This is a genomic window from Pedococcus ginsenosidimutans (genome assembly GCF_039544395.1).
Classification (GTDB): Bacteria; Actinomycetota; Actinomycetes; order Actinomycetales; family Dermatophilaceae; genus Pedococcus; species Pedococcus ginsenosidimutans.
Genome location: NZ_BAABLO010000004.1, coordinates 484,778 through 509,035, shown reverse-complemented (window position 1 = coordinate 509,035; position 24,258 = coordinate 484,778). Strand labels below are relative to the sequence as shown.

Annotated in this window: 23 protein-coding genes; 15 read left to right on the top strand and 8 right to left on the bottom strand. The window is 71.5% G+C overall.

All coding sequences use genetic code 11. From position 1 onward, the window contains the following. Window positions 1-75 precede the first annotated feature (75 nt). Entirely contained in the window at window positions 76-261 is a 186-nt protein-coding gene (locus tag ABEA42_RS07130; protein ID WP_345502136.1) for a heme biosynthesis protein HemY, read from the top strand. Here ABEA42_RS07130 and ABEA42_RS07125 read toward each other — a convergent pair. Both ABEA42_RS07125 and ABEA42_RS07120 read right to left on the bottom strand, forming a co-directional pair. After that, on the bottom strand, window positions 242-829 hold the full coding sequence (locus ABEA42_RS07125; protein ID WP_345502135.1) for an antibiotic biosynthesis monooxygenase: 588 nt from the start codon (window positions 827-829) through the stop codon (window positions 242-244). The two genes, ABEA42_RS07130 and ABEA42_RS07125, sit on opposite strands and share 20 nt — an antisense overlap. A gap of 7 nt (window positions 830-836) precedes the next feature. Beyond that, window positions 837-2,798, bottom strand: coding sequence for a M13 family metallopeptidase (locus ABEA42_RS07120; RefSeq protein WP_345502134.1), 1,962 nt, complete (start codon window positions 2,796-2,798; stop codon window positions 837-839). Between the two features lie 211 nt (window positions 2,799-3,009). Here ABEA42_RS07120 and pyrH point away from each other — a divergent pair, with 211 nt between their 5' ends. The 6 genes from pyrH to purU all read left to right on the top strand — a co-directional run bounded on the left by pyrH (window position 3,010) and on the right by purU (window position 8,871). Next, window positions 3,010-3,777: a UMP kinase gene (pyrH, locus tag ABEA42_RS07115; RefSeq protein ID WP_425572012.1), complete on the top strand. Its 768-nt coding sequence runs from the start codon at window positions 3,010-3,012 to the stop codon at window positions 3,775-3,777. An 81-nt stretch (window positions 3,778-3,858) separates the two neighbouring features. After that, window positions 3,859-4,416, top strand: a complete 558-nt coding sequence (gene frr, locus ABEA42_RS07110) for a ribosome recycling factor (RefSeq protein ID WP_056883663.1) — start codon at window positions 3,859-3,861, stop codon at window positions 4,414-4,416. A 33-nt stretch (window positions 4,417-4,449) separates the two neighbouring features. Beyond that, window positions 4,450-5,346: a phosphatidate cytidylyltransferase gene (locus tag ABEA42_RS07105; protein WP_345502132.1), complete on the top strand. Its 897-nt coding sequence runs from the start codon at window positions 4,450-4,452 to the stop codon at window positions 5,344-5,346. Between the two features lie 102 nt (window positions 5,347-5,448). Further along, on the top strand, window positions 5,449-6,681 hold the full coding sequence (gene rlmN / locus ABEA42_RS07100) for a 23S rRNA (adenine(2503)-C(2))-methyltransferase RlmN (protein ID WP_345502131.1): 1,233 nt from the start codon (window positions 5,449-5,451) through the stop codon (window positions 6,679-6,681). Between the two features lie 90 nt (window positions 6,682-6,771). Beyond that, window positions 6,772-7,977 (top strand): monooxygenase, encoded by a 1,206-nt coding sequence (locus ABEA42_RS07095; RefSeq protein WP_345502130.1) that lies wholly within the window; start codon window positions 6,772-6,774, stop codon window positions 7,975-7,977. A 9-nt stretch (window positions 7,978-7,986) separates the two neighbouring features. Then, complete coding sequence (gene purU, locus ABEA42_RS07090) at window positions 7,987-8,871, top strand: formyltetrahydrofolate deformylase (protein WP_345502129.1); 885 nt, start codon at window positions 7,987-7,989, stop codon at window positions 8,869-8,871. A 77-nt stretch (window positions 8,872-8,948) separates the two neighbouring features. On the opposite strand, the gene ABEA42_RS07085 is transcribed toward purU, so the two are convergent. Genes ABEA42_RS07085 through ABEA42_RS07060 form a run of 6 tightly spaced genes read right to left on the bottom strand, consistent with a single transcriptional unit; the run spans window position 8,949 to window position 14,462 of the window. Then, complete coding sequence (locus tag ABEA42_RS07085; RefSeq protein WP_345502128.1) at window positions 8,949-9,470, bottom strand: DUF1990 family protein; 522 nt, start codon at window positions 9,468-9,470, stop codon at window positions 8,949-8,951. After that, on the bottom strand, window positions 9,467-10,663 hold the full coding sequence (locus ABEA42_RS07080) for an LOG family protein (RefSeq protein WP_345502127.1): 1,197 nt from the start codon (window positions 10,661-10,663) through the stop codon (window positions 9,467-9,469). The genes ABEA42_RS07085 and ABEA42_RS07080 overlap by 4 nt, the downstream gene beginning before the upstream one ends. A gap of 23 nt (window positions 10,664-10,686) precedes the next feature. After that, window positions 10,687-11,076, bottom strand: coding sequence for a pyridoxamine 5'-phosphate oxidase family protein (locus tag ABEA42_RS07075; protein ID WP_345502126.1), 390 nt, complete (start codon window positions 11,074-11,076; stop codon window positions 10,687-10,689). A 35-nt stretch (window positions 11,077-11,111) separates the two neighbouring features. Continuing rightward, window positions 11,112-12,536: an NAD(P)/FAD-dependent oxidoreductase gene (locus ABEA42_RS07070; protein WP_345502125.1), complete on the bottom strand. Its 1,425-nt coding sequence runs from the start codon at window positions 12,534-12,536 to the stop codon at window positions 11,112-11,114. Window positions 12,537-12,549: 13 nt separating this feature from the next. Continuing rightward, window positions 12,550-13,989: an aspartate aminotransferase family protein gene (locus tag ABEA42_RS07065; protein ID WP_345502123.1), complete on the bottom strand. Its 1,440-nt coding sequence runs from the start codon at window positions 13,987-13,989 to the stop codon at window positions 12,550-12,552. Beyond that, window positions 13,986-14,462 carry an Lrp/AsnC family transcriptional regulator gene (locus tag ABEA42_RS07060; protein WP_345502122.1) on the bottom strand — a complete coding sequence of 159 codons (477 nt, stop codon included), beginning with the start codon at window positions 14,460-14,462 and terminating at the stop codon, window positions 13,986-13,988. The genes ABEA42_RS07065 and ABEA42_RS07060 overlap by 4 nt, the downstream gene beginning before the upstream one ends. 178 nt (window positions 14,463-14,640) lie before the next feature. Here ABEA42_RS07060 and ABEA42_RS07055 point away from each other — a divergent pair, with 178 nt between their 5' ends. The 8 genes from ABEA42_RS07055 (at window position 14,641) to ABEA42_RS07020 (ending at window position 24,172) form a co-directional block, all read left to right on the top strand. Continuing rightward, on the top strand, window positions 14,641-16,113 hold the full coding sequence (locus tag ABEA42_RS07055) for a gamma-aminobutyraldehyde dehydrogenase (RefSeq protein ID WP_345502121.1): 1,473 nt from the start codon (window positions 14,641-14,643) through the stop codon (window positions 16,111-16,113). A gap of 95 nt (window positions 16,114-16,208) precedes the next feature. Beyond that, window positions 16,209-17,432 (top strand): polyamine ABC transporter substrate-binding protein, encoded by a 1,224-nt coding sequence (locus ABEA42_RS07050; RefSeq protein WP_345502120.1) that lies wholly within the window; start codon window positions 16,209-16,211, stop codon window positions 17,430-17,432. 3 nt (window positions 17,433-17,435) lie between these two features. Then, a complete protein-coding gene (locus tag ABEA42_RS07045; protein ID WP_425572010.1) occupies window positions 17,436-18,593 on the top strand; it encodes an ABC transporter ATP-binding protein in 1,158 nt (385 codons plus the stop codon). After that, window positions 18,586-19,497 (top strand): ABC transporter permease, encoded by a 912-nt coding sequence (locus ABEA42_RS07040; protein WP_345502119.1) that lies wholly within the window; start codon window positions 18,586-18,588, stop codon window positions 19,495-19,497. The genes ABEA42_RS07045 and ABEA42_RS07040 overlap by 8 nt, the downstream gene beginning before the upstream one ends. Further along, window positions 19,497-20,288, top strand: a complete 792-nt coding sequence (locus ABEA42_RS07035; protein WP_345502118.1) for an ABC transporter permease — start codon at window positions 19,497-19,499, stop codon at window positions 20,286-20,288. Before ABEA42_RS07040 ends, ABEA42_RS07035 begins: the two co-directional genes overlap by 1 nt. Before the next feature lie 5 nt (window positions 20,289-20,293). Next, the gene (locus ABEA42_RS07030; RefSeq protein ID WP_345502117.1) at window positions 20,294-21,571 is read left to right on the top strand and encodes a saccharopine dehydrogenase family protein; all 1,278 of its coding nucleotides are present in this window, start codon (window positions 20,294-20,296) and stop codon (window positions 21,569-21,571) included. A 34-nt stretch (window positions 21,572-21,605) separates the two neighbouring features. Further along, window positions 21,606-22,712, top strand: a complete 1,107-nt coding sequence (gene speB / locus ABEA42_RS07025; protein ID WP_345502116.1) for an agmatinase — start codon at window positions 21,606-21,608, stop codon at window positions 22,710-22,712. After that, the gene (locus ABEA42_RS07020) at window positions 22,712-24,172 is read left to right on the top strand and encodes an NAD-dependent succinate-semialdehyde dehydrogenase (protein WP_345502114.1); all 1,461 of its coding nucleotides are present in this window, start codon (window positions 22,712-22,714) and stop codon (window positions 24,170-24,172) included. Before speB ends, ABEA42_RS07020 begins: the two co-directional genes overlap by 1 nt. Window positions 24,173-24,258 lie beyond the last annotated feature (86 nt).

The following is a 24,258-nucleotide window of genomic DNA, read 5'->3' as shown; positions in this document are numbered from 1 at the left end:
CCCCTTCGGGGGGCGGGCCTCGCGCCGTTCCCGCGTACGCCGCGTGGCCGGGTCGGCTCCGCGGCATACTGAGGCATGGGGAGAGCACGGAAGACCACGCCGAAGCCGCCACCGGATCGTGAGCCACGGGACTACACCCACCTGCCCGAGCGCATCCCGCCGGAGCAGCTGAGGACGGTCCAGGACGTCGACCCGGGTCCCGACCCGCGGGGCGGGCGCGACACCGAGACCGAGTTCCTGCTCAGGTACGCCGGGTTCTGACCAGCCAGGGTTGCAGCAGCCGCGTGACCTGCGGCAGCACGAGGTAGGTCATGACCGGTGTGAGCAGCAGCGTCATGAACAGCACGCGCAGAGGCAGCACCCAGTCCCGCGTCACCGGGAGCAGCAGCCACGTGAACAGCAGGTTGGTCGGGAAGAAGGCCAGCCAGATCGTCACGGCCTGCTTCCACCGTGGGGGAGCCGGTGGCACGGGCTCGGCGACGTCGTCGGCGGGCCGTGACCGGGGCTCGTCGAACCAGCCCTCGATGCCGGTCCGGTGCTCGACCCTGGTGTGCTGCACGAGGTCCTGTGCCGACCGCAGCCACATGGTGCGCTCGCGGGACTCCTCCCACAGCAGCAGGCTGGCGCGGGAGTCGAAGCGGTAGAGCATGTGCCACTCGCGTGATCCGGGACCGGGCCGCAGCCAGCCGGTGCCCATGAAGCCCGGGAAGCCCTGGGCCAGCGAGGTGCCTGCCTCGACCCAGGCCTGCATGAGCCGCTCGTCCTCCGGTCGGACCCGCCGGGTGATGGCGACGGTGACCGGCTGGTCGTCGCGGAGGGTGTCGCTCATCGGCTGCTCAGAAGATGTGGACGCGCTGCTCGGGCGCCAGCCACATGCCGTCGCCCTCGCGCACCCCGAACGCCTCGTGGAACTCGTCGCAGTTGCGCACGGCGTTGGCGCGGACCTCGGTGGGCGAGTGGGGGTCGATGGCGAGCAGGCGCTTGGCCTCCTCGGGGCGGGCCTTGCCCGACCACACCTGCGCCCAGCCGACGAAGAACCGCTGGGGGCCGGTGAGGCCGTCCAGCTCGGGGACCTGCTGGCCCTCGGTGGCGATGCGGTAGGCGGAGTAGCCGATGGCGAGTCCGCCGAGGTCGCCGATGTTCTCGCCGACGGTGAGCGCGCCGTTGACCTTGTCCTCGGGGGAGGCCAGGGGCGAGAGCTCGCTGAACTGCGCGATGAGGGCCTGGGTGCGCTCGTCGAAGCGGGCCCGGTCCTCCTCGGTCCACCAGTCGCGCAGGGCGCCGTGGGCGTCGTACCGCGAGCCCTGGTCGTCGAAGCCGTGGCCGATCTCGTGCCCGATGACCGCCCCGATGGCGCCGTAGTTGACGGCGTCGTCGGCGTCGAGGTCGAAGAACGGCGGCTGGAGGATGCCGGCAGGGAAGACGATCTCGTTGAGCAGCGGGTGGTAGTAGGCGTTGACCGTCTGGGGCAGCATCATCCACTCGGTGCGGTCGATCGGGCCGCCCAGCTTGCCGAGCTGCCGCTCCCACTCGAACTCGTTGGCGCGCCGTACGGTGCCGAGCAGGTCGTCGTCGACCTCCAGCTTCGAGTAGTCGCGCCACACGTCGGGGTAGCCGACCTTGGGCGTGAAGGACGCGAGCTTCTCCAGCGCCTGGGCGCGGGTCTGCGGCCCCATCCAGTCCAGGCCCTCGAACGAGCGGCGGAAGGCCTCGACGAGGTTGCCGACGAGCTCGAGCATGCGCTCCTTGGCGGCGGGCGGGAAGAACTCGGCGGCGTACAGCTGGCCCACGGCCTCGCCGATCGCCCCCTCGACGAGCGAGACCCCCCGCTTCCAGCGGTCCCGGTTCTCCGGCAGGCCGGAGACGACCCGGCCGGAGAAGTCGAACTCGGCGTCGACGAACTCCCGGCTGAGCAGGGGGGCGGCCGAGCTGACCAGGTGGAAGGCCAGCCAGTCGCGCCAGTCGTCGATCACGACCTCGTCCAGGAGGATCGAGAGCCCCTCGAGGAACTCGGGCTGGCCCACCACGACGTGCTCGAAGGCCGACTTGGCCTTGAGGCCGCGCAGGTAGTCCTCCCACGGGACGTCCGGCGCGCGGTCCTCGAGCCCGTAGCGGGTGTTGGGGTTGTAGCTCTTCACGGCGTCGCGGGTCGCCACGTTGTCCCAGTGGTGCCCGGCCAGCCGGGTCTCGAGGGCGACCACGCGCGCCGCGCGGGAGTCCTCACCGGTGGACCCGTCACCGACGCCCGCGAGGGCCAGCATCCTGGCCACGTGGGGGAGGTACGCCTCCCGCACGGCCGCGTGGCGCTCCTCGCGGTAGTAGGACTCGTCCGGCAGGCCCAGCCCGCCCTGGTGGAGGTAGAGGACGTAGTCCTCGGGCGACTTGGCGTCCGGGGCGACGTAGAGCCCCATGACGCCCGCCAGCCCTTGGCGCTGCAGCCTGCCCATGGTCTTGAAGAGCTCGTCGGTGCCGGTGATCTTGGCGATCTCCTCGAGGTCGTCGTCGATCGGCGAGCGGCCCAGCGCCTCGGCCCGCTCCTCGTCCATGAACGCGCGGTAGAGGTCGCCCACCTTGCGGGTGGGGGAGCCGGGTTCGGCCGTCGTGTCGGCCGCGGCCCGGTCGATCAGCCGGCGCACCCGCTCGTCGGACTGCTCCCGCAGCATGTCGAAGGTGCCGTAGCGACCGCGGTCCCCGGGGATCTGCGTCTCGCGCACCCACGTGCCGTTGGCGTAGCCGAACAGGTCGTCCTGGGGCCGGACCGTCTCGTCGCGGTGCCCGGGGAGGATGCCTGACCTCATGGTGCGTCTCCTTCGCAGCTCGATGGGCCAACCCTGCCATGCGCCGCCGCCGGCCACGAACCCGTACCCGGCGGCCACGGACCCCGTGCCCCGTCGGCCGCGGACCCGAGCCCCGTCGGCCGCGGACCCCGAGCCCACGGCGGCGGTAGGGGCGCCGGGGCAACGTGTGGAAGTATTCGGTGACCGCCCGCACAGCCCAGGAGGATCTGTCGTGACTTCTGCCCCCGAGCAGACCGCCCCAGCCGGATCGTCCACCGCCGGCCCCAACCACCAGCACCGCCGGGTGCTGCTCAAGCTCTCGGGCGAGGTCTTCGGCGGGGGCAAGGTGGGCCTGGCCCCCGACGTCGTGCGTCAGGTGGCCCGCCAGATCGCGCAGTCGGTGCGCGAGGGCATCCAGGTGGCCGTGGTCATCGGCGGCGGCAACTTCTTCCGCGGGGCCGAGCTCCAGCAGCAGGGGATGGACCGCACCCGCGCCGACTACATGGGCATGCTGGGCACGGTCATGAACTGCCTGGCCCTGCAGGACTTCCTCGAGAAGGAAGGCATCGAGACCCGGGTCCAGACCGCCATCGCGATGGGACAGGTGGCCGAGCCGTACATCCCGCGCCGGGCCATCCGCCACCTCGAGAAGGGGCGCGTGGTCATCTTCGGCGCCGGTGCGGGGATGCCGTTCTTCTCCACCGACACGGTCTCGGCCCAGCGCGCCCTGGAGATCAAGTGCGACGCGGTGCTCATGAGCAAGAACGGCGTGGACGGGGTCTACGACGCCGACCCGCGCACGCACCCCGAGGCCACCAAGTACGACGAGATCACCTACTCCGATGCCATGCAGCAGGGGCTGCGCGTCGTCGACACGGCCGCGTTCAGCCTCTGCATGGACAACAAGCTGCCCATGGTCGTCTTCGGGATGGAGGGCGAGGGCAACGTCGTCAAGGCCCTGCGTGGTGAGAGGATCGGGACGCTGGTCACCCCGGGGTGAGTCGGCGACGACCGACCCACGCGCACGACTGACCACCCACGACCGGCGGTCCCAGCAGGGAACGCCCAGAAGGAGCCGGACATGATTGAAGAGACCCTCCTCGAGGCAGAGGAGAAGATGGAGAAGGCCGTCGAGGTCGCCAAGGAGGACTTCGCGGGTATCCGCACCGGTCGGGCGACCCCGGGCATGTTCAACAAGCTCATGGTCAGTTACTACGGCGCGCCGACCCCGCTGCAGCAGCTCGCGTCGTTCCAGACGCCCGAGGCCCGCACCATCCTCATCTCGCCGTTCGACAAGTCGGCGATGCACGAGATCGAGAAGACGCTGCGCGACTCCGACCTCGGCGTCAACCCCAGCAACGACGGCAACGTCATCCGCTGCGTGCTCCCGCAGCTCACCGAGGAGCGGCGCCGCGACTACATCAAGCTCGCGCGCCACAAGGGCGAGGAGGCCAAGGTCTCCATCCGCAACATCCGCCGCAAGGCCAAGGACGAGCTCGACAAGCTGGTCAAGGACGGCGAGGTCGGCGAGGACGACGGCGCGCGCGGTGAGAAGGAGCTCGACTCGACGACCAAGAAGTACGTCGAGAGCGTCGACGAGCTGCTCAAGGGCAAGGAGGCCGAGCTCCTCGAGGTCTGAGGCGCTCGCCGCTCCACAGAGCCCATGACGCCCATGTCCGCACCCCAGTCCCGAAGCGCCCGCCACCAGGACCCCTCCGGCTCCGGTGACGGCGGTCGCTCGGCTGCCCGCGGCGCCAAGACCTCGCGGGCCGGCCGCAACCTGCCCGCGGCCATCGGTGTGGGGGTCGGCCTCGGCGCGCTGATCATCCTGTCGCTGGTCGTGCGCAAGGAGCTCATGCTCGTCATCGTCGTGGCGGCGGTGGGGGTCGGCGTGTGGGAGCTGCGGCGAGCACTCGCCCAGGTCTCGATCCTCGTGCCGTTCGTGCCGAGCCTCGTCGGCAGCGTGAGCATGATCGTGTCCGCGTACGTCGGCGGGGGCGAGGCGCTCATCGTCACCCTGGGCCTGACCTGCGTCGGCATCCTGCTGTGGCGGGTCGCCGACGGGGTGCTCGATGCCGTGCGCGACGTCGTAGGTGGCGTGTTCGTGGCGGTCTACCCGTCGTTCCTGGCCGGGTTCGCCGCCCTCATGCTGGCGCCGGACGACGGGGCGAGGCGGATCATCGTCTTCATCCTCGTCACCGTGCTCTCGGACGTCGGCGGCTACGCGTTCGGGGTGATCTTCGGCCGCCACCCCATGGCGCCGTCGGTGAGCCCGAAGAAGTCCTGGGAGGGCTTCGCCGGCTCCGTCGTCACCTGTGTGGCCGGTGGCGCGGCCGCGGTGGTCCTCCTCCTGGACGGGCCGTGGTGGGGCGGGGCGCTCCTCGGTGCCTGCGTCGCCGTGGCCGCCACGGTCGGCGACCTCACCGAGTCGACCATCAAGCGCGACCTCGGCATCAAGGACATGAGCACGATCCTGCCCGGCCACGGCGGGGTGATGGACCGGCTCGACTCCCTCGTCCTCGTGGCGCCGGTCGCCTGGGCGCTGCTCGCCTGGGTCGTCCCCGCGTAGGGCACCCACACCTCGGGCGGGCTCCGCCCCGGACGCCTGCCCCATCGGGCGCACGGCAGAGGATTGGGTGGTTGGCCCACGGCCTGCGAAACTGGTGGGGCCATGACGACCTCCCTGCCCGAGCCCACGACCGCGCGTCCCGCCCCCGGTGCGCTCACCTTCACCGCGCCCCGTCGCGGGAAGCCTCCGCGCCACCTGGCCGACCTCGACCCGGCCGAGCGCAAGGCTGCCGTCGAGGCACTGGGGCACAAGGGGTTCCGGGCCAAGCAGCTGTCGACGCACTACTTCGAGCGACTCGTCGAGTCGCCCGAGGACATGACCGACCTGCCGAAGGGTGTCCGCGAGGACCTCGTCCGCGACCTGCTCCCGACGCTGCTCACCCCCCACGTCCAGCGCACGGCCGACGACGGCATGACCGTGAAGTCGGCCTGGAAGCTGCACGACGGGGCCATCGTCGAGTCGGTGCTCATGCGCTACCCCAAGCGCGTCACCATCTGCATCTCGAGCCAGGCCGGGTGCGGCATGAACTGCCCGTTCTGCGCGACCGGGCAGGCTGGGCTCACCCGTAACATGTCGGCGGGCGAGATCGTGGAGCAGGTCGTCCACGCTGCCCGGATGCTGCGCCGAGGCGAGCTCCCCGCGGCCACCACCGGTTCGCCGGGCACCGACGCGGCCGCACACGCCGACATGGCGGAGCTCGGCGACGAGGACGGCGCCCCCGAGCCCACCGGGCCCACGCGCATCTCCAACGTCGTCTTCATGGGCATGGGGGAGGCGCTGGCCAACTACAAGGCGGCCGTGGGCGCCATACGCCGGCTCACCGACCCCGCCCCGGACGGGCTGGGCATGTCGGCGCGCGGCATCACGATGTCGACCGTCGGCCTCGTCCCTGCCATCGACAAGCTGGCAGGGGAGGGCATCCCGGTGACGCTCGCACTGTCGCTGCACGCCCCCGACGACGAGCTGCGCAACGAGCTGGTCCCGATCAACACGCGCTGGAGCGTCGACGAGGCGCTCGACGCCGCCTACCGCTACTACGAGGCGACCGGCCGCCGGGTGAGCATCGAGTACGCCCTCATCAAGGACATCAACGACCACGCCTGGCGGGCGGACCTCCTGGGGTCGAAGCTGAACGGCCGCGGACGGGGCTGGGTGCACGTCAACCCCATCCCGCTCAACCCGACACCCGGGTCGAAGTGGACGGCGTCGCGCCCTGGGGTCGAGCAGCAGTTCGTCGAGCGGCTGCGCGCCCACGGCATCCCCACGACGATCCGCGACACCCGTGGCCAGGACATCGACGGCGCCTGCGGCCAGCTCGCGGCCTCGACGGCCTGACCGGAGCCTGCGGCAGACCGATTTCCTGGGACGCCCGGCTGCGGGCGCCGACACCAGCGACCTCGCCGGGGGCGTGCCTACACTCGTGAGGTGAGACCTCCTCGCGCCGTGGCCCTCCTCGCGGCGACCGTCCTGCTGCTGGCGGGCTGTGCCTCGGCGCAGACCGGTGGCGCCGGCCGGACGGCGACAGGCTCGGCGACGCCGGCTGCCGCAGGCGCGGGTGCCGACGCGACGGCCCACGGTGGGCACACCACCGGGCAGGCGACCCGGCCGCCTGCGCCGCTGCGCCCGGGGGAGCGCCTCGTCACGGTGCGCATGCCCGCGCCGTACACGCCGAAGGCGCCTGCCGCGCCGGGCACCGACGACTACCGCTGCTTCCTGCTCGACCCCGGGATCCGTACGCGGTCGATGGTCACCGGCATCGACGTCCTCCCCGGCAGCCCCCGCGTGGTCCACCACGTGATCCTGTTCCGGGTCCCCCCGGACGCGGTGGCGCGCGCCGAGGCCATCGACCGGGCCCAGCCGGGCCAGGGCTGGACCTGCTTCGGCGGCACGGGCATCGAGTCCCAGGGAAGTGCCCTGGAGGACGCCCCGTGGCTGGGTGCGTGGGCTCCCGGCGGTGGTGAGCAGGTGCTGCCCCGGGACGTGGGACTCCCCGTGGAGGCGGGGTCACGGATCGTCATGCAGGTCCACTACAACCTCCTCGCCGGCCACGCCCCGGACCTCAGTGCCGCCAGGCTCCGGGTCGCCGCCGACGACGGCAGCCGCAAGGCTCTGCAGACGGTCCTGCTGCCTGGCCCGGTCGAGCTGCCGTGCCGACCCGGGCGCACCGGTCCGCTGTGCGACCGCGCGGCGGCAGTGGCCGACGTCCAGCGCCGGTTCGGCGCCGAGGCAGGGTTCGCGGCCAACGCCCTGCACCTGCTCTGCGGACCCATCCGGGCCTCGGCCACCCAGTCGTGCACCCGCACCGTCCGCCAGGCCGAGACCGTCCGGGCCGTCGCCGGGCACATGCACCTGCTGGGTCGCGCGATCACGGTCGAGGTCAACCACGGGAAACCGGGCGCCCGGACCATCCTCGACCTGCCGGTGTGGGACTTCGACAACCAGGGCAGCCGCCCCGTGCAGCCCGCCGTGCACCTGTCGCCCGGCGACACGTTGACCGTCACCTGCCGGCACGACCAGAGCCTGCGTGACCAGCTCCCGGCGCTGCAGGGGGTGCCCGAGCGCTACGTCGTGTGGGGCGAGGGCACGACCGACGAGATGTGCCTCGGGATCGTGCTGGTGACCCGGCCCTAGGCTGGGCGCGTGCAGCAGACCGCCCCCACCGTCCCCGATCCCGGCCGCGAGTTCGTCCTCACCGTCTCCTGCCCCGACCGCCGCGGCATCGTCCACGCCGTCTCCGGTGTCGTCCTCGACCTCGCGCTGACGATCCTGGACAGCCAGCAGTTCGCCGACGCCACCTCCGGCGAGTTCCACCTGCGGATGCACCTGGCCCGAGAGGGCGCCCCGCTCGCGGTGAGCGAGGTCGAGGCCGCGCTGCGCGGGGTCGCGGCCGAGTACGCGATGGAGTACGCCGTGCACGACCTCGCCCGGCGCCCGCGGGTGCTCGTCATGGTGAGCCAGCAGGGCCACTGCCTCAACGACCTCCTGTTCAGGGTGGAGAGCGGGGCGCTGCCCATCGAGGTGCCCGGCATCGTGTCCAACCACGACGACTTCCGCGGGCTCGCCGAGTGGCACGGGGTGCCGTTCCACCACGTCCCGGTGACGCGGGCGACCAAGCCGGCGGCGGAGCAGGAGCTGCGCGAGCTCATCGACCGCTACGAGGCGGACACCGTGGTCCTGGCCCGCTACATGCAGATCCTCTCGCCGGAGCTGTGCGCCGACCTGCCGGGACGGGTCATCAACATCCACCACTCGCTGCTGCCGAGCTTCAAGGGCGCCAAGCCCTACACCCAGGCGCACGACCGGGGGGTCAAGGTCATCGGGGCCACCGCGCACTACGTCACGGCCGACCTCGACGAGGGGCCGATCATCGAGCAGGACTTCCGCCGCGTGGACCACCGGATGAGCCCGGCCCAGCTGGCCTCCGTGGGCCAGGAGCTCGAGGCGATGGCGCTGGCCCGGGCGGTGCGGTGGCACGCCGAGCACCGGGTGGTGCTGCGGGGTCGTCGCACCATCGTGTTCGACTGACCCGACCCGCCGGAACGGGGCGGCTCGGCGAGGTGGCTCGGCCAGGCGGCCGCGCGGCTCGGCGCGGGTCGGACGGGCTACCGGGTGCGGCCGTCGGCGGCGTGCTGCAGGGCTCGCAGGTAGCCCTGCGCGGCGACGCGCTGCCCCACCCAGGTCAGCGGCCCGCCGAGCCGGGTGAGGGCCGTCGCCGGGCGGGCGTAGGCCCGGATCACGGCGTACACGTCCTCGCCCCGACGCTCGACGAGGAACCCCTCTTCACCGCTCTCCGGGTGGCCGGCCAGCGTGCCGTAGCCGAAGCCGGTGCGACCGGCGTCCTCGACGGTCCACACGACTCGGCACGGCACGGGCAGGACGACCAGGTGGCTGAGGATGTCGACGCCGGACGCGGCCCGGGGTGCGGTCGCCTGAGGGCGCAGCCCGATGCCGCGCTGGGGGGCCCAGCGCATGAGTGCCTCGGCCGCGCGCGCGTGGACGGCGTCGCCGGCGCCGAGGCGGCGCTCGACCTCGAGGTGGTGGAAGCCGTCCGGTAGGGGCCCGTCGAGGGTGAGCCCGCGTGGCGCGTAGGTCAGGGGCAGTCCTGCGAGGTCGGTCAGCTTCACGGGTGGGCCTCTCGGGACGGGTCCGCCTGTGCGTCGGCGGAGGCGTGCGCGCCGCGGGGGAGTCCCGCGGTCACGACGTCGGCCGCCTCCTGCACCGTGTCGACGAGGTGCACGACGCCGTCCATGCCACGCCCTCGCGCCAGGGCCGCGACCGCCGCCCACACGGGGACGGTGTCGGTCCAGTACTCGTGCCCGACCAGGACCAGCGGCGGCAGGACGGCCCCGGGCGTCGCGTAGAACAGCGGCGTCACCGCCTGGAACACCTCCTGCACGGTGCCGGCGGCGCCCTCGAGCACGACGAGACCGTGCGTCGAGCGGGCGAGCAGGCCGTCCTCGCGCAGCGCGTTGGAGAAGTACTTGGCGATGCCGTCGCAGAAGACGCCCGGCGGCTCGTGGCCGTAGAACCACGTGGGGATGCCGAGGCTGCGCCCCGACCCCGGGCCGAGGTCGGCGCGCACGTCGAGCGCGAGCTGGGCCCACCGGCCGACGTCCTCACGGAACGACGGGACGGACGCCAACCGGTCCAGGGCGTCGTCGAGCCCGTCGTCGGGACCCTGGTCGAGCCCGTCGCCCCTGGCGGCGTAGGCCCCCAGGTTGGCTGCCTCCATCGCCCCGGGACCCCCGCCGGTGGCCACGACGAGACCCGCCCGGGCCAACGTCCTGCCGAGGTGGGCGGCGCCCGCGTACGCCGTGCGGCCGCGTTCGAGGGCGTGGCCGCCCATCACGCCGACGACGGGGCGCCCGTCGACGAACTCGTCGAGCGCGTCGGTGACCGAGTCGTCGTGGATGGCCCGCAGCAGCGTGACGAAGGCGTCGTGGTGGGCGGCGGCCTCGCGTGCCCACCGGTAGGCCCGCGCGTCGGGAGTGGCGGCGTACCCGCGGTCGGCCAGGCCGCGGTAGAGCTCCAGGGGTGAGTAGAGGGTGGCGCGGTAGGGGTCCACGGGCGCGTGGGGGTCGCTGGGGAAGACCAGCGCGTGGTGCGTCCGCAGGTGCACGTCGAGGGCCTCGGACAGCCGGCCGCCGAGCACCACGAGGCCCTCGACGTCGGTGCGCGCGAGGAAGGCGTCCTCGCGGCGGGTCAGGTCGAGGTCCTGCAGGCGCAGCCCCCGCAGCGGGCGCCCGGACGCGAGGACCGCGTCGAGGGCGGCGAGGGTCTCCACCTCGCGGTGCCTGCTGCTGTCCTCGGCGGTCATGCCCAGACCCTACGGGTGCGGCGTCAGACGTTGCCGAGGACGCGGTCGACGGCGATCTCGATGACGACGCGCTCGGGGTTCTCACGGGGCACGCGGTAGCGGGCGGCATACCGCTGCACGGCCTCGGCCACGGAGGCCTGGTCGTCGAGGACGCGGGCGGTGCCCTCGAGGGACAGCCAGTGGCGGCCGTCGACCTGGCACAGCACCGCCCGGGTGCCGGCGGCGGCGTTGCGCGCCTTGCGACTCGTGCCGCTGGTGATGACGCGTGCCACGAGGGCTTCGGGGTCCCAGGTGAACCCGACCGGCACGACGTGCGGGGAGCCGTCGGGGCGCAGGGTCGTCAGCGTGGCGAGGTGGCGGACGGTGACGAACTCGAGCGCTGCGGCTGAGAGCTCGGCGGGAGGGGTGGACACGGTGGTGAGTCTGCCAGCCTGCGAGGCGCCCGGCCTCAGTGGCCGGTCACCGCCGAGAGCAGGCGCGCGAGCCGTGCGGGACGGCCGGTGCGGGCCTCCTCGGCGTCGGCTGCGTGCGCGAGCCGCAGGCCCGCGTTGATGCCCACCCAGCGCGCGGGCTCGGGCTCCCAGCGACGGCTGCGGTGCCCCACCCAGGGCAGCTGGGTGATGGGGGTCGCCCGGCCGAGCACGAGGTCGGCGAGGGTGCGGCCGGCGAGGTTGCTCGCAGCCACGCCGTCGCCGACGTAGCCCCCGGCCCAGCCGAGACCGGTCGCCGGGTCGTGGCCGACGGACGGCTGCCAGTCGCGCGCGATGCCCAGCGGACCACCCCACGCATGCGTGAACCGGACGCCCTCGAGCTGCGGGAGCAGGTCGGTCAGCGTCGCCCGCAGGTCGGCGAAGACCCTTGCGTCGTGGTCGAACCCGGGTCGGACGCGCGAAGCAAAGTGGTACGGCGCGCCGCGACCCCCGAACGCCAGCCGGTCGTCGACGGTGCGCTGGCCGTAGATCACCACGTGGCGGTGGTCGGCGAAGGTCTCGCGCTCGGCGAGCCCGATCTGCTCCCAGAGCCGGGCCGGCAGCGGCTCGGTGGCGACCATGAGGGAGTAGACCGGGGCGACCGTGCGACGGTGCCGGGCGAGGGTGGGGGTGAACCCCTCGGTGGCCCGGATGACGTGGGTGGCCCCGACGCTCCGGCCGTCGGCCAGCCGCGCGAACCCCGGCCCCAACGCCTCGACGCGCACACCCTCGACGACACGGGCGCCCTGCCGACGGACCTCGGCGGCCAGGCCGTCGACGAGGCGGCGAGGGTGCACGCGGGCGCAGTGCGGGTTGTACGTCGCGCCGAGCACGCCGTCGGCGGCGAGCCGCGCGCTGGCCTCCTGTGCGTCGAGCCACCTGGTGCCGATGCCCCACTGGTCGGAGTGCGCGACCTCCGCCCGGGCGCGCTCGACCTGAGCGGTGGAGCGGGCCAGGCCGAGGGTGCCGCCCCGGTGGAAGCCGCAGTCGATCCCGGCGGACGCCGCTGCCCGGCCGACCTCGTCGACGGTGTTGCGCAGCTCGGCGAGCATCGCTGCCGCGGCGGCACGACCGTGGCCCCGGGCCAGGGTCTCCGGGCCCACCGGCCACAGCGCCGACACCCAGCCGCCGTTGCGGCCGCTGGCGCCGAAGCCCGCGTGCCCGGCCTCGAGCAGCACCACGTCCAGGGTCGGCTCGGCCGCGAGGAGGTAGTGCGCGGTCCACAGGCCGGTGTAGCCCGCGCCGACGATGACGACGTCCGCACGGGAAGGCAGGGACGGCGAGGGCAGGGACGGCGAGGGCAGGGACGGCGAGGGCAGGGAGGGCGAGGAGGGCTCGCGCGCCGACGTCGCGGCGTACGAGCCCTCCTCGGCGATGCCCTCGGACCAGAGGGGCCGGGTCACGAGGTGAGCCGGCTCAGAGGTGCTTCTCGGCGTCCTTGAGGACCGACCTCAGCCGGCTCTCGATGTCGTCGAACTCCGGCTGCCCGATGATGAGCGGCGGCGCGAGCTGGATGACCGGGTCGCCACGGTCGTCGGCGCGGCAGTAGATGCCGGCGTCGAACAGGGCCTTGGACAGGTAGCCGCGCAGCAGCCGCTCGGACTCCTCGTCGTTGAACGTCTCGCGCGTGTCCTTGTCCTTGACGAGCTCGATGCCGTAGAAGTACCCGGCACCGCGGACGTCGCCGACGATCGGCAGGTCGAGCAGCTTCTCCAGGGTCGCCCGGAAGTGCGGGGCGTTGTCCTTGACGTGGTCGTTGAGGCCCTCGCGCTCGAAGATGTCGAGGTTCGCCATCGCCACGGCCGCGCTCACGGGGTGGCCGCCGAAGGTGTAGCCGTGCGGGAAGTAGTTGGTGCCCTTCTTGAACGGCTCGAACAGGCGGTCGCTGGCGATCATCGCGCCGATGGGGGAGTAGCCGGAGGTCATGCCCTTGGCACAGGTGATGATGTCGGGCACGTAGTTGAAGTCGTCGCAGGCGAACATCGAGCCGATGCGGCCGAACGAGCAGATGACCTCGTCGGAGACGAGCAGCACGTCGTACTCGTCGCAGATCTCGCGGACCCGCTCGAAGTAGCCGGGCGGCGGCGGGAAGCAGCCTCCGGAGTTCTGCACCGGCTCGAGGAACACCGCGGCCACGGTGTCGGGGCCCTCGAACTCGATGGCCTCGGCGATGCGGTCGGCGGCCCAGCGGCCGAACGCCTTCTCGTCGTCACGCAGGTGCTCGGGGGCGCGGTAGTGGTTGGTGTTGGGCACCTTGAAGGCCCCGGGCACGAGCGGCTCGAACATCTCCTTGGCCGCCGGGATGCCCGTGATGGACAGCGCGCCCTGCGGGGTGCCGTGGTAAGCCACCGCGCGGCTGATCACCTTGTGCTTGGTGGGCTTGCCGGTCAGCTTGAAGTACTGCTTGGCGAGCTTCCACGCGGTCTCCACGGCCTCGCCGCCACCGGTGGTGAAGAAGACGCGGTTGAGGTCGCCGGGGGCTCCGGCCGCCAGGCGCTCGGCCAGCTCGATGGCGCGCGGGTGGGCATAGGACCACAGCGGGAAGAACGCGAGGTCCTTGGCCTGCTTGGCCGCCGCCTCGGCGAGCTCGACCCGCCCGTGCCCGACCTGCACCACGAACAGGCCAGCGAGGCCATCGATGTACTCGTTGCCGCGGTCGTCCCAGATCTTGTGGCCCTCGCCGCGCACGATGATGGGGACGCTGTGGGCCAGGCCGCCCTCGCTGCGGTCCTCGAAGACGGAGTGCCGCGTGAAGTGCATCCAGAGGTGGTCGCGGGCCGCCTCGGAGTAGAGGGCCCCGGAGGGGGTCCGCAGGTCGGAGGACGGTTCGTAGGCGGCGGTGGGCTCAGTGGTCATCGGGTACCCCAGTTGTAGTGCTGCTTGTTGAGTTTCAGGTAGACGAAGGTCTCGGTCGTCTGCACGCCGGGAAGGGTGCGGATGCGCTTGGTCAGGAGCTCGAGCAGCTCGGTGTCGTCCTCGCAGACGACCTCGGCGAGGATGTCGAACGACCCCGCCGTGGTGACGACGTAGTCGACCTCGTCCATGGCCGACAAGGCGTCGCCGACGGGGGTGAGGTCCCCGTCGACACGGATGCCGATCATGGCCTGGCGGCGGAACCCCACCTGGAGGGGGTCCGTCACCGCGACGATCTGCATGACCTCCTGGTCGAGGAGGCGCTGCACGCGCTGGCGCACCGCCGCCTCGGACAGCCCGACGCGCTTGGCGATCGTGGCGTAGGACTGCCGCCCGTCCTCCTGCAGCTGCTCGATGATCGCCTTCGACACGTCGTCGAGGCGCACATCGGAGCCGTTGCCGGGGGTGCGGGTCACGCGGCCATGGTGTCGGTCGCCGCCGTTTGGCGCAAGTCCCCCTGCTACGGAATCGGTTGCCGATCTGTAAACGGACTGTTGATTTCAGCATTCAGCAGCCGAGAACCTAGTGGAATCAGCGGCGATGCGGTTACAGTGCAGCCACCGGATTCCGTACCCGAAACGCATGGGAGTGTCAGTGACCGCCACGTCAGAGGCCGCGAGCGCCGCGAGCCCGCGCATCCTGCGCAACTTCATCGACGGCCAGTACGTCGACGCGCAGACGGACGCCACGTCCGACATCGTCAGCCCCGTCACCGCCCAGGTGGTGGCCAAGGCCCCGGTCTCGACCGCCGAGGACGTCGACGCGGCCTACGCCTCCGCCGCCAAGGCCTTCGAGGAGTGGGGCCAGACGACCCCCAGCGAGCGGCAGCAGGCCCTGCTCAAGTTCGCCGACGCCATCGAGCGGCGCGCGGACGAGTTCGTGCGGCTGGAGTCCGAGAACACGGGCAAGCCGCACGCCCTCACCGCGAGCGAGGAGCTGCCGCCGATGGTGGACCAGCTGCGGTTCTTCGCGGGCGCGGCGCGCGTGCTCGAGGGACGCGCGGCGGGGGAGTACATGAAGGGCCACACGAGCTGGGTACGCCGTGAGCCCATCGGCGTCGTCGGACAGGTGACGCCGTGGAACTACCCGATGATGATGGCCGTCTGGAAGATCGGTCCAGCGCTCGCAGCCGGCAACACCATCGTCCTCAAGCCGTCGGACACCACGCCCGAGACGACCCTGCTCATGGCGGAGATCGCCTCCGAGTTCCTGCCGGCCGGCACCTTCAACGTCGTCACGGGTGACCGCGACACCGGTCGGGCCGTCGTCGAGCACCGCACGCCCTCACTCGTGGCCATCACGGGCTCGGTCCGGGCGGGTATGCAGGTGGCCGAGAGCGCGAGCCACGGCCTCAAGCGCGTGCACCTCGAGCTCGGCGGCAAGGCGCCCGTCATCGTCTTCGACGACGCCGACATCGAGGCGGCCGTCGAGGGGATCGCGGTCGCCGGCTACTTCAACGCCGGCCAGGACTGCACCGCGGCGACCCGGGTGCTCGCCGCTCCGCACATCCACGACGACTTCGTCGCCGCCCTCGGCGAGTACGCCAAAAGCTCGGCGAAGGTCGGCCTGCCCGACGACGAGGACGCGCTGCTCGGCCCGGTCAACAACCGCAACCAGCTCGAGCGCGTCCAGGGCTTCCTCTCCCGGCTGCCCGACCACGCCTCGGTGACGGCAGGCGGCCAGCGGCTGTCCGCGCTCGGCGACGGGTTCTACCTCGAGCCGACCGTGCTGTCCGGGCTCAACCAGGACGACGAGGTCATCCAGGACGAGATCTTCGGCCCGGTCATCACCGTCCAGCGGTTCACCGACGAGCAGGAGGCCATCCGCTGGGCCAACGGCGTCGACTACGGCCTGGCCTCCAGCGTGTGGACCAAGGACTTCGGCCGGGCCATGCGGGTGTCCAAGGCGCTCGACTTCGGCTGCGTCTGGATCAACACGCACATCCCGATCGTCGCCGAGATGCCCCACGGCGGTTTCAAGAAGTCCGGCTACGGCAAGGACCTGTCGATGTACGGGTTCGAGGACTACACCCGCATCAAGCACGTCATGGCGAACATCGACAGCTGAGCCACGCAGCCCACGCCCACCCGACCGACCCGTCCCCCTGATCCCACCCCGGCCGTGCGGCAGCAGTGCCGCCCGGCAGACACTCGGAGGCTCCCATGACCGAGCTCGACAACCTGGCCCTGCGTGCCGCCCTCTCCCGAGGGGTACTCACCCGGCGCACGGCCATGGCCGGTGGTGCCGGCGCCATCGCGCTGGCCCTGGCCGCGTGCGGCAGCAAGGGCAAGAACCCCACTGCCTCGGGTTCCGGCTCGGCCGCGCCCTCGGCCAAGGCGGCCCAGGACATGTCCGACAGCGAGAAGCTCGTGAACTGGTCGAACTGGCCCGAGTACATCGACGTCGACGACAAGACGCAGGCGCGCCCCAGCCTCGTGGCGTTCACCAAGAAGACCGGGATCAAGGTCAACTACACCGAGGACTACAACGACAACGACGAGTTCTACGCCAAGGTCCGCCCGCTGCTCGCCGACGGCAAGGACACCGGCCGTGACGTCTGGGTCAGCACCGACTGGATGGTGGCTCGCCTCATCCGGCAGGGCTATATCCAGAAGTTCGACCTCGCCAACATCCCCAACCACAAGAACGTCGACGCGTCGCTGATGGACGTCGAGTTCGACAAGGGGCGCCTGTACTCCCTGCCGTGGCAGAGCGGGTTCGCCGGGATCGCCTACAACCCTGCCGCGACCGGGGGCAAGAAGATCGAGACGATCGACCAGCTCCTGACCGACCCCGCCCTCAAGGGGAAGGTGACCCTGCTGACGGAGATGCGCGACACCGTGGGCCTGGTGATGATGGCGATGGGCAAGAAGCTCGCCAACTTCACCGACGCCGACTTCAACGCCGCGATCGATGAGCTCAAGAAGGCCAAGGACGCCGGCCAGATCAAGGGCTTCACCGGCAACGAGTACACCAAGCCCCTCGCGTCGGGCGACACGGCGGCATGCATAGCGTGGACCGGCGACGTCGTCCAGCTGCAGGCCGACAACCCCAGGCTCGGCTATGTCCTGCCCAAGACCGGGGCGACGCTCTGGTCGGACAACTTCGTGATCCCGGCGATGGCCAAGCACAAGAAGAACGCCGAGACGCTCATCAACTACTACTACGACCCGGCCGTGATGGCGCAGGTCGTGGACTACGTCAACTACATCTCCCCGGTCCAGGGCACCAAGGAGGTGCTGCAGAAGGAGGACCCCAGCGTGGCCGACAACCCGCTGATCATCCCGGACGCCGCGACGCTCGCGAACACCCAGGTGTTCCGGGGGCTTACCGCCGCCGAGGAGACCAAGTACAGCGCGGCCTTCGCCGACCTGACGGCGGGCTGAGCCGTGGTGGAGACCCTCCAGCAGAGCCCCGACGCGGCGCAGCCGCGCTCCGGGCCGCGGGACACCGTCGAGGACCTGCGCCTCGTCGGGGTGAGCAAGGTGTTCGAGACCTTCACCGCCGTGCAGCCGATGGACCTCACCGTCCCCGCCGGCAGCTTCTTCGCCCTGCTCGGCCCCTCGGGCTGCGGCAAGACGACGACGCTGCGCATGGTGGCGGGGCTCGAGGACCCGACGACGGGGAAGATCCTCATCGGCGACCGGGACATCACCGACCTCAAGGCCTACAAGCGCAGCGTCAACACGGTCTTCCAGTCCTACGCGCTGTTCCCGCACATGACCGTGGCGGACAACGTCGCGTTCGGGCTCAAGCGGCGTGGGGACAAGGACGCCCGGCGCAAGGCGCAGGAGGCGCTCGAGCTCGTGCAGCTCCAGGCGGTGGCGGGCAAGAAGCCCGCGCAGCTCTCCGGCGGCATGCAGCAGCGCGTCGCCCTGGCCCGCGCGATCGTCAACCGACCGGACGTCCTGCTGCTCGACGAACCCCTTGGGGCCCTGGACCTCAAGCTTCGCCGGCAGATGCAGATCGAGCTCAAGCGCATCCAGCAGGAGGTGGGGCTGACCTTCATCCACGTCACCCACGACCAGGAGGAGGCCATGACGATGGCCGACTCCATCGCGGTGATGAACCAGGGAGTGGTCGAGCAGCTCGCGGACCCGGCGACGCTGTACGAGAACCCGGCCTCTACCTTCGTCGCAAACTTCCTCGGACAGTCCAACCTGCTCAGGGCACGGATCGAGGGGGAGGCCGGCGACGGGCTCCTGCGCGCCCGGACGCACGACCACGAGCTGGTCGTCCGCGCCGACCGCGTGCCCGACGGCATCCGGGACGTGTGGGTCGGCGTGCGACCCGAGAAGCTGCGACTCGGGGAGCAAGGCCGCAACACCCTTCGCGGAGTCGTGACGGACGCGTCGTTCACCGGCGTCTCGACGCAGTACCTGGTCCGGATGCCGTGGGACCTCGAGCTCATGGTCGTGCAGCAGAACGACGGGTCGGCGCGTGCCCACGTCGGCGAGACCGTGGCCATGTCCTGGGACCCGGGTCACGAGTTCGTCCTCGACCAGCGGCAGTCCGACACCGCCGGCGCGGACCTCGACGATGAGTAGCGCCGCCCTGCCGTCGTCGGGCCCGCCCCCGGCCCGAAGGGCGCGGGTCAACTGGGTTCCCTACGCGCTGCTGCTGCCGGGCCTGCTGTGGCTGTTCGTCTTCTTCGTCGTGCCGATGATCACGCTGGCGTCGCAGTCACTCCAGGAGGGCGACGTCGACAACGGCTACACCTTCACGGGCAACGTCGCCGTCTACGGCCAGGCGCTGCAGAACTACTGGCCCCAGCTGCTCCGATCCATCGGGTACTCAGCGACGGCCACGGTCCTCGCGCTCCTGCTGGGCTACCCGCTCGCCTACTTCATCGCGAGCCGGCGCGGCGCGTGGAAGAACATCCTCCTCGTCCTGGTCATCGCCCCGTTCTTCACCAGCTTCCTCATCCGCACGCTCGCCTGGCAGACGATCCTCGCGGACGACTACCTCCCGGCGCGGTTCGCCCGGGCCATCCACTTCACGGACCTCCTGCAGGTGCTCAATCTGTCGGAGAACTCCTCGCTGCTGTCAAGCAAGTTCGCCGTCATCTGCGGCCTGACCTACAACTTCCTGCCGTTCATGATCCTGCCGCTGTTCACGTCCCTGGACCGCCTCGACGGCCGTCTGCTGGAGGCGGCGCGCGACCTGTACGCCACGCCCCGGGAGACCTTCCGCCGCATCACCTGGCCGCTGTCGCTGCCGGGCGTCGTGGCCGGCACCCTGCTGACCTTCATCCCGGCGGCAGGCGACTACATCAACTCCAAGCTGCTGGGCAACACCCAGACCGTGATGATCGGCCAGGTCATCGACGCGCAGTTCCTGCGGGTGCTCAACTACCCGCTCGCGGCGGCCCTGTCCTTCATCCTCCTCGTCCTCATCCTCAGCCTGGTGACCGCCTACGTGCGCCGGGCCGGCACCGAGGAGCTGGTGTGATGGCCTGGGTCCGGAGGCACCTGCTGACCGCCGCAGCGATGGTCACCCTGTTCATCCTCCTGCTGCCCAACGTGGTGGTGGCGCTGTTCTCGTTCAACAAGCCGAACGGCCGGTACAACTACCAGTGGGTCCGGTTCTCGACCGACGCGTGGGCCAACCCGTGCGGCACGCCGGGCATCTGCGACTCGCTCGGGCTCAGCCTGCGCATCGGCGTGACGGCCTCGCTCGTGGCGACCCTCCTGGGCACCATGGTCGCGTTCGCTCTGGGGCGGTTCCGCTTCCGTGGCCGGGCGACGACCAACCTGCTGATCTTCATGCCGATGGCCACGCCCGAGGTCGTCATGGGCTCGAGCCTTCTCACGCTGTTCGTCATGATGGGCCTGTCGACGGGGGCGCTGGCCATCCTCATCGCCCACATCATGTTCTGCGTCAGCTTCGTCGTGGTGGCCGTCAAGGCGCGGGTGGCGTCGCTGGACCCGCGGCTCGAGGAGGCGGCGGCCGACCTGGGGGCCACGCCGGTGGCCACCTTCATGAAGGTGACCCTGCCCCTCGTCGCGCCGGGCATCGCGGCCGGTGCGCTGCTCGCCTTCTCGCTCAGCTTCGACGACTACATCATCACCAACTTCAACGCGAGCCCGAGCTCGATCACCTTCCCGATGTACGTCTGGGGCGCAGCGCAGCGCGGCACCCCTGTGCAGATCAACGTCGTCGGCACCGTCATGTTCGTGCTGTCCGTCGGGATCGTCCTCACCGCGCAGCTCATCTCCCGCAGCAGGACCAAGAAGGCGTAGGAACGATGCGAATCCTGATGATCGGCGCCGGCGGCGTCGGTGACGCCGCCGCGCGCATCGCCGTCGAGCGCGACTTCTTCGAGCTCCTGGTCGTCGCCGACCACGACCTCGCCCGGGCGAAGGCCACGGTGGCCGCTGCCTGCGCCCGCCGCGAGGGTGAGTCTCGGCTGGTGGCCGACCAGGTCGACGCCTCCGACGGGGCGGCCGTCGCGGCGCTCGCCCTCAAGCACGAGGCGACGCACGTGTTCAACGCCGTCGACCCGCGGTTCGTCATGCCGATCTTCCGCGGAGCCCTCGCGGCCGGCGCGGGCTACCTCGACATGGCGATGAGCCTGTCCCAGCGCCACCCGGACGATCCGTACTCCCAGGTGCACGTCAAGCTCGGCGACGAGCAGTTCGCGATGGCGGGGGAGTGGGAGTCGGCCGGTCGGCTGGCGCTCCTCGGCATGGGTGTGGAGCCCGGCCTGTCCGACGTCTTCGCCCGCTACGCCGCCGACCACCTCTTCTCCCACATCGAGGAGCTCGGCACCCGCGACGGCGCGAACCTCGCGGTGTACGACGAGGACGGCAACGAGACCTTCGCCCCGGGGTTCTCGATGTGGACGATCATCGAGGAGTGCCTCAACCCGCCCGTGGTCTGGGAGAAGGCGCGCGCCGACGCCGCCGGCGGTGACCTGGAGGCGGGGTTCTCCACCCTCCCGGCCTTCAGCGAGCCGGAGGTCTTCGACTTCCCCGAGGGCATCGGACCGGTGGAGTGCGTCCACGTGGAGCACGAGGAGGTCCTGCTCATGCCGCGGTGGGTCGACGCCGAGCGCGTGACCTTCAAGTACGGCCTCGGAGAGGAGCTCATCACCATCCTGCGCACCCTGCACACGCTGGGCCTCGACCGGACCGACCCGGTCAACGTCAAGGGCGTCCAGGTCTCCCCTCGCGACGTCGTCGCCGCCGTCCTGCCGGACCCGGCCACGATCGGCCCGCGCATGAAGGGCAAGACCTGCGCCGGGCTCTGGGTCACCGGCACCGGCAAGGACGGCCGGCCCCGGCGCACGTACCTCTACCACGTGTCCGACAACGAGGACACGATGCGCGAGTACGGCGCGCAGTGCGTGGTGTGGCAGACCGCGGTCAACCCGGTGGTCGCCCTCGAGCTCATCGCCACCGGCGTCTGGGAGGGCTCGGGGGTGCGTGGTCCGGAGTCCTTCGACGCGGTGCCCTTCCTCGACCTGCTCAAGGCCCCCAAGCCGGAGGGCTACGGGTCGCCCTGGGGCATGGAGGACCGCTGAAGCCGTTGGAGCGCAACCGGACTAGGGTCGGACCATGACGCGATACGGGCAGCAGTACGGCCCTGACTTCACCTTCCTCGGGGTCGAGCGGTGCGACCTCGACGACGAGTCCACCTACGCCGGCGCCGACGTCGTCATCGTGGGGGCGCCGTTCGACGGGGGCACCTCGCACCGCCCCGGCACGCGCTTCGGGCCGCAGGCGATCCGGATGACCGACTACCTGCCCCACGACGGCTCGCGCCCCTCGCTGGCCCTGCGGACCGACGGGCTCGTCGACCTCAAGGTCCTCGACGCCGGCGATGTCGAGATGTACTCCGGCGACATCGAGCGCTCGCTGCCGGCCCTGGAGGCGGCGGTGGAGAAGGTGGCGCGAGCAGGCGCCATACCCGTCGTCCTCGGGGGCGACCACTCCATCGCGTTCCCCGACGCCAAGGGCGTCGCCAACGTGATCGGCCACGGCCGGGTGTCGATGATCCACTTCGACGCGCACGCCGACACCGGCGACATCGAGTTCGGGTCGCTGTGGGGCCACGGCCAGCCGATGCGCCGGCTCATCGAGTCCGGTGCGCTGCGCGGCGACCGGTTCCTCCAGGTCGGGCTGCGCGGCTACTGGCCGCCGCCGGAGACCCTGGACTGGATGGCGGGCCAGCAGATGCGTTCGTTCGAGATGACCGAGATCGTCCACCGGGGGCTGCAGGAGTGCCTCACCGAGGCGTTCACCATCGCCACCGACGAGTGCGAGGGCGTCTTCCTGTCGGTCGACATCGACGTCTGCGACCCGGGGCACGCGCCGGGCACCGGCACCCCGGAGCCGGGCGGCCTGTCGGCGCGCGAGCTGCTCGACTCGGTACGCCGCATCTGCCTCGAGCTCCCGGTCGTCGGCGTCGACGTGGTGGAGGTCAGCCCTCCCTACGACCACGCCGACATCACCGCCGCGCTCGCCAACCGCGTGGTGCTCGAGGCCCTCTCGGCCATCGCCCGTCGGCGGCGCGACGCCCGCGACGGCACGCGCTGGGACCCGGCCCAGCCGCTGCTCGCCGGCCGCGCCGGCGCCATCCCCGAGGGCCACATCCCCGGGCACCACCACACGCACGAGACCCACGACCGGCACGACCCCGCACCCACGGAGGAGCAGTCCTGATGGCCACCACCCAGAAGTCACTCGTCGAGTCCGTCCCGAAGGGCCTGCTCATCGGCGGTCGCTGGCGCGACAGCAGTGACGGGCGCACCCTCGCGGTCGAGGACCCCTCCAGCGGGGCCACGCTCGCCCACGTCGCCGACGCCACCATCGCGGACGGCAAGGCCGCCCTCGACGCAGCCGTTGCGGCGCAAGGGGACTGGGCCTCGACCCCGCCGCGGGACCGCGGTGAGATCCTGCGTGCGGCGTTCGAGCGGATCACCGAGCGAGCCGAGGACTTCGCCACCCTCATGACGCTCGAGATGGGCAAGACCCTGCTCGAGTCGCGCGGCGAGGTGACCTACGGCGCCGAGTTCTTCCGCTGGTTCTCCGAGGAGGCCGTCCGCATCAGCGGCCGCTGGTCGACCGCGCCCAACGGTGCGACCCGGCTGCTCACCATGAAGAAGCCCGTCGGCCCCACGCTCATGATCACGCCGTGGAACTTCCCGCTCGCCATGGGCACCCGCAAGATCGGTCCCGCGATCGCGGCCGGCTGCACCATGGTCGTCAAGCCTGCGAGCCAGACACCGCTGACGATGCTCGCCCTCGCCGAGCTGCTGCGCGAGTGCGGCCTGCCCGACGGCGTCCTCAACGTCATCACCACGACGCGCACCGGTGACGTCATCGAGCCGGTGATCCGCGACCCGCGGCTGCGCAAGCTCACCTTCACGGGGTCCACCGCCGTCGGGCGCAGCCTGGTCGAGCAGTCGGCCGAGCAGCTCCTGCGCGTCTCGATGGAGCTCGGGGGCAACGCGCCGTTCATCGTGTTCGAGGACGCCGACCTCGACCGCGCCGTCGAGGGCGCCATGCTCGCCAAGATGCGCAACATCGGCGAGGCCTGCACCGCCGCCAACCGGTTCTACGTGCACGAGAGCGTCGTGGACGACTTCGCCGAGCGGATGGCCAAGCGGATGGGTGCCCTCACCCTGGGCAAGGGCACGAAGAAGGGCGTCGACGTCGGGCCGCTCATCGACGGCAAGGCCCGCGACGGCGTGGCCGAGCTCGTCGAGCACGCCCGCTCGCAGGGCGCCACCATCGTCACCGGCGGCAACCCGGTGCCCGGCCGCGGCTACTTCTACGAGCCCACCGTCATCACCGGGGTCCGCAAGGACGCACGGATGATGACCGAGGAGATCTTCGGCCCGGTGGCCCCGATCGCGTCGTTCCGCACCGAGAAGGAGGCCATCGACCTCGCCAACGGCACGGAGTACGGCCTGGCCTCCTACGTCTTCACGCGCGACCTCAGCCGCGTGATCCGGGTCAGCGAGGCGCTGGAGTACGGGATGATCGGGATCAACCAGGGCATCATCTCCAACCCGGCGGCCCCGTTCGGTGGCGTCAAGGCGTCCGGCTTCGGCCGCGAGGGCGGGTTCGAGGGGATCGAGGAGTACCTCGAGACGACGTACGTCGGCATCGCCCCCTGACCTGACCTGCGGCGACGTGGCCCCCGCCGTGAGATCCCGGGGCTGAATGTCGGCGATCGGCCCCCGTCCGGGGGCCGATCGCGGTT